A 3,761-nucleotide genomic window follows, 5' to 3' on the forward strand; every position below is an offset into this window, starting at 1 on the left:
GCGCCGGGGTGGCGGCGGGGGCGGCGGGGTCGGTCACTTGAGCCAGCCCTCCTGCCGCAACCGGTCGATGAAGGCGGGGACTTCACCGGCCACCGGCGCGCCGGGGAAGCGCTCGGCCAGTTCGCCGACGATCCCGGGCACGGTGCGGGTGCCGTCGCACAGACCGACGACCGCACCGGCGTGCCCCTGGAGGACGACCACGCGTTCCGGCATGACCAGCAGGTCCGTGCCGCGCACGCTGTCGTGCCGCAGGGTCAGCGCCGGGGCGAGGGACGGGCACCACTGGGGGTCGGGCCCGGACATCACACGCGCTCCCGTCGCTCGTCCCGGTCGTCCCGGTCGCCCCGGTCGTCCCGGTCCGCACGGTCCGCCGGCGCGTCCTGCCCGTCGGCCCCGGGCCGTCCGGCGCACTCGACAGCGTCGAGCAGGGCCCACAGCACGTCGCACTTGAAGGAGAGCGCGGCCACGGCCCGTTCCTGGTCCGGGCGGGTGCGGGCCCACTCCAGGACGAGTTCCAGCGCCTCGGCGCTGTCGCGCCGGCCCTGGTCGACGCGGGTGCGGAAGTAGGCGAGGCCGTCGGCCGCGATCCAGGGGTAGTGGCGCTCGAACGCCTCGATGCGCACGCGCATGAGGCCGGGCGCGCTCAGTTCGGTGAGCGAGGCGGCCACGGCCTCGAGCGGCGAGCGCAGGCGGCAGAAGTTGACGTAGCCCTCCACGGCCAGCCGTACGCCGGGCAGCACGGTCTCCCCCGACAGCAGGGTGCGGCGGTCGAGGCCGGCCGCCTCGCCGAGCCGCAGCCAGCGCTCGATGCCGCCCTCGCCCTCGGCGCGTCCGTCGTGGTCCTCGATCCGCCGCAGCCACATGCGCCGCAGCCGCGACGAGTCCAGCTTGGCGACGATCAGCGCGTCCTTGACCGGGATGTGGATCTGGTAGTGGAAGCGGTTGGTGATCCAGCGGCGCAGTTCGGCCTTGCTCAGATCGCCCTCGTGCATACGGACGTTGAAGGGATGGCGGTCGTGGTAGCGCCCCTGGCCCACCGCGCGCAGGCGGGCCTCGAACTCGGCGGGGCTCCAGGGCTCCGTCGGCGGGGCGAGTGTCGTGGTCACAGCTCGATCACCATTCCGTCGTCGGCCACCTCGACGCCCAGCCGGGCGAGCCGCTTGTGCTGCGGCGCCGCGGGATCGACGAGGGGATTCGTGTTGTTGAGGTGGGTGTAGAGGCAGCGGGCGGACAGCGTGGCGAGCACGGCGGCGGTGCCGCGCGGTCCGTCGATGGGCAGGTGGCCCATGCCCGTGGCGGTGCGGGTGGAGATTCCGGTGCGGCGGGGTTCCTCGTCGTCCCAGAAGGTGCCGTCGACGAGGACGCAGTCGGCCTCGGCCGCGGCCCGGTGCAGTTCCTCGGACCACTCGGCCACGGCCGGGGCGTAGAGGGCGGACGTGCCGGCGGCCGGGTCGTACAGGCGCAGTGCCACGACCCAGGCTTCGTGCGCGGGGGCGCCGGCGGCGTACCGGGGGCGCTTGCCGGAGACGGGCACGGCGCTGATCCGCAGGCCCGTGCCGGGGCCGGTGGGGTCGAGCGGAAGGGCGACCCGGCATTCCAGCTCCCGCCAGGTCAGGTCGGTGTACGGGGTGAGCACCTCGCTCAGGCGCAGGCGCTCGTCGAGGGCCTGGCGCACCGGGGGCGTGGCGAGGATCTCCAGGCTCCGGGCCTCGCGCAGCCGCCAGATGCCCAGGGTGTGGTCGAGTTCGGCGTCGGTGAGGACCACGCCGGCGACCGGTGTCTGCCGGGGGCCGGGTCCGGGGTGCAGGACCGGGTGGGTCTCGATCTGGTCGCCGATGTCGGGGGTGGCGTTGACGAGGTACCAGCGGCCCTCGTCGGTGCGGACGGCCAGGGACGCGTGTCCGCGGCGCCGACAGCTGTGGGCGCGTGCCCCGGAGCACCCGGGGCACGCGCAGTTCCACTGGGGGATGCCGCCGCCGGCCGCGGTGCCGAGCACCTGCAGCAGCACGGCGGCGGTTAGCGGACGGAGAGGGAGTAGGCGGTGACCTCGAGCGCGGTGTCGACCACCGAGTACCCGGGGGTCTGCCAGGCGGTCTGCTCGGTCTCCTCGGCGCGGGTCTGCCCGGCCTGCTCGACGGCTTCGGTCATGGTGCGTACCTTCCTTTCGACAGGGGTGAGTTGACCCTCCCGGTGCGGGAGGGGGGTCTTCACTTGATGGTCACCTGGAGGAGGAGGTCCTTCTCGGCGCCGCGGTCGCTCGTCCCCAGCCAGAGCCGGTCGGCCCCGGGGACCTTCGCCAGCGCCCGCAGCCGGCCGTAGGCGCCCTGGTAGTAGGCCTTCGCCGGCCCGACGGCCTCGCCGGTGGCGTCGATCGGCACCCGCCACAGCCGGTGGCCGCTCAGGGTCGCGACGTAGATGACGTTCCTGACGATCGCGATCTGGGCGGGCACGCCGCCGCCGGAGGGCTTCCAGACCATCTTGGGGTTCGTCATGCCCGCGGCGGAGCAGCCTCCCTCGCAGGCGGGCCAGCCGTAGTTGCGGCCCGGCTTCACGAGGTTGAGCTCGTCCCAGGCGTCCTGGCCGATCTCGGTCTCCCACAGCCGGCCGGTGCTGTCCCAGGCCAGGCCCTGGGGATTGCGGTGGCCGTAGCTGTAGACGCGGTTGCCGAACGGGTTCCCGGGCGCCGCGGCACCGGTCCGGGTGATCCGCAGGATCTTGCCGTTGAGGGAGTTCCTGTCCTGCGCCAGCTTCGACTGCTGCGCGTCGCCCGTGGTGACGTAGAGGTAACCGTCGGGGCCGAAGGCGATCTTCCCGCCGTTGTGCTGGGTGTCCCTGACGATGCCGGTCAGCACCGGGGTGTAGCCGCTGAGCGTCCTGCCGTCGTAGCTCATCCGGACCACGCGGTTGTCGCCGGCCGTGGTCTCCATGAAGAAGACGTCCTTGTCCGTCCTCCCGTTCCAGGTCGGTGACGCGGCGACGCCCAGCAGACCGCCCTTGTCCTGGGTCTGCAGGTTCCACACCGAGTTGGGCACCGTCCCGAGCCGCTGTTTGGTCCCGTCCAGGGCGACCTTCCAGACCACGCCGGTGTCCCGTTCGGTGACCAGCGCCGCGTTCCGGCCCGGCAGGAACGCGATGCCCCACGGAGTCGTCAGCTTGTCCGAGAGCGTGGCCACACCGGCCGGCGCGCCGCCCTTGAGGGGGACGCCGGCACCGGTGTCCTGTGCGCGGGGGACGGACGGCGGTGCCGCGGCCGTGGCGGCCGACTGCGAGCCGCCGACGGCCAGCACGGCGGCGACGGCGGTGACGGCGGCCATGCCCGGACGGAGCCGGGGCAGCGGCGAACGCGCCAAGCGTGACATCCTGGAGCCTTTCCTTCGGTGGGGGCGTGACCGCGTGGCTTCCGTCGGGAAGACGCGGCCGACTGCGCTTTCAGGGCTGGTGCTCATTGCTGCGCCGCATCGTGGTGAACCCGGCGGAAGAGGGCCGGAGCGAGGCCGGGCGCCGACTCCTCCTGGAATGCTCGACGCCCACCGGGACGACGGCCACCGGGATCCCTCCATCCTGCTGACGGCCCTTTCAGCGATGGTCGGCACCAGTGCGCCGTTCTCCGGCTCACCGGCGCCGGGAAGTCCCTCCGACGGGTGACGCGCCGTCATGCCAGTGGCCGTCCCGCGGCGGTCACTCCCGGGACGGGCAGCCGGTGCCGTCGACCGACCGTGGCCGCGCGCCCGGGGCCGGGGCCGGGGCCCCCGCCCCCCCCC

The 3,761-nt window shown here is 73.8% G+C and carries 5 protein-coding genes; all 5 read right to left on the minus strand.

The window, feature by feature from the left end:
- Window positions 1-33: 33 nt before the first annotated feature.
- The 5 genes from pqqD to V7E45_RS39290 are packed head-to-tail and all read right to left on the minus strand — an operon-like array spanning window position 34 to window position 3,359.
- A complete protein-coding gene (pqqD, locus tag V7E45_RS39270; RefSeq protein ID WP_333779077.1) occupies window positions 34-303 on the minus strand; it encodes a pyrroloquinoline quinone biosynthesis peptide chaperone PqqD in 270 nt (89 codons plus the stop codon).
- Window positions 303-1,106: a pyrroloquinoline-quinone synthase PqqC gene (pqqC, locus tag V7E45_RS39275; protein ID WP_333779078.1), complete on the minus strand. Its 804-nt coding sequence runs from the start codon at window positions 1,104-1,106 to the stop codon at window positions 303-305. The genes pqqD and pqqC overlap by 1 nt, the downstream gene beginning before the upstream one ends.
- Window positions 1,103-2,008, minus strand: a complete 906-nt coding sequence (gene pqqB, locus V7E45_RS39280; RefSeq protein ID WP_333779079.1) for a pyrroloquinoline quinone biosynthesis protein PqqB — start codon at window positions 2,006-2,008, stop codon at window positions 1,103-1,105. The genes pqqC and pqqB overlap by 4 nt, the downstream gene beginning before the upstream one ends.
- A gap of 8 nt (window positions 2,009-2,016) precedes the next feature.
- Complete coding sequence (pqqA, locus tag V7E45_RS39285; RefSeq protein WP_020938541.1) at window positions 2,017-2,148, minus strand: pyrroloquinoline quinone precursor peptide PqqA; 132 nt, start codon at window positions 2,146-2,148, stop codon at window positions 2,017-2,019.
- Window positions 2,149-2,207: 59 nt separating this feature from the next.
- On the minus strand, window positions 2,208-3,359 hold the full coding sequence (locus V7E45_RS39290; protein ID WP_333779080.1) for a PQQ-dependent sugar dehydrogenase: 1,152 nt from the start codon (window positions 3,357-3,359) through the stop codon (window positions 2,208-2,210).
- Window positions 3,360-3,761 lie beyond the last annotated feature (402 nt).

This window comes from Streptomyces sp. IBSBF 3136, assembly GCF_036815105.1.
GTDB lineage: Bacteria > Actinomycetota > Actinomycetes > Streptomycetales > Streptomycetaceae > Streptomyces.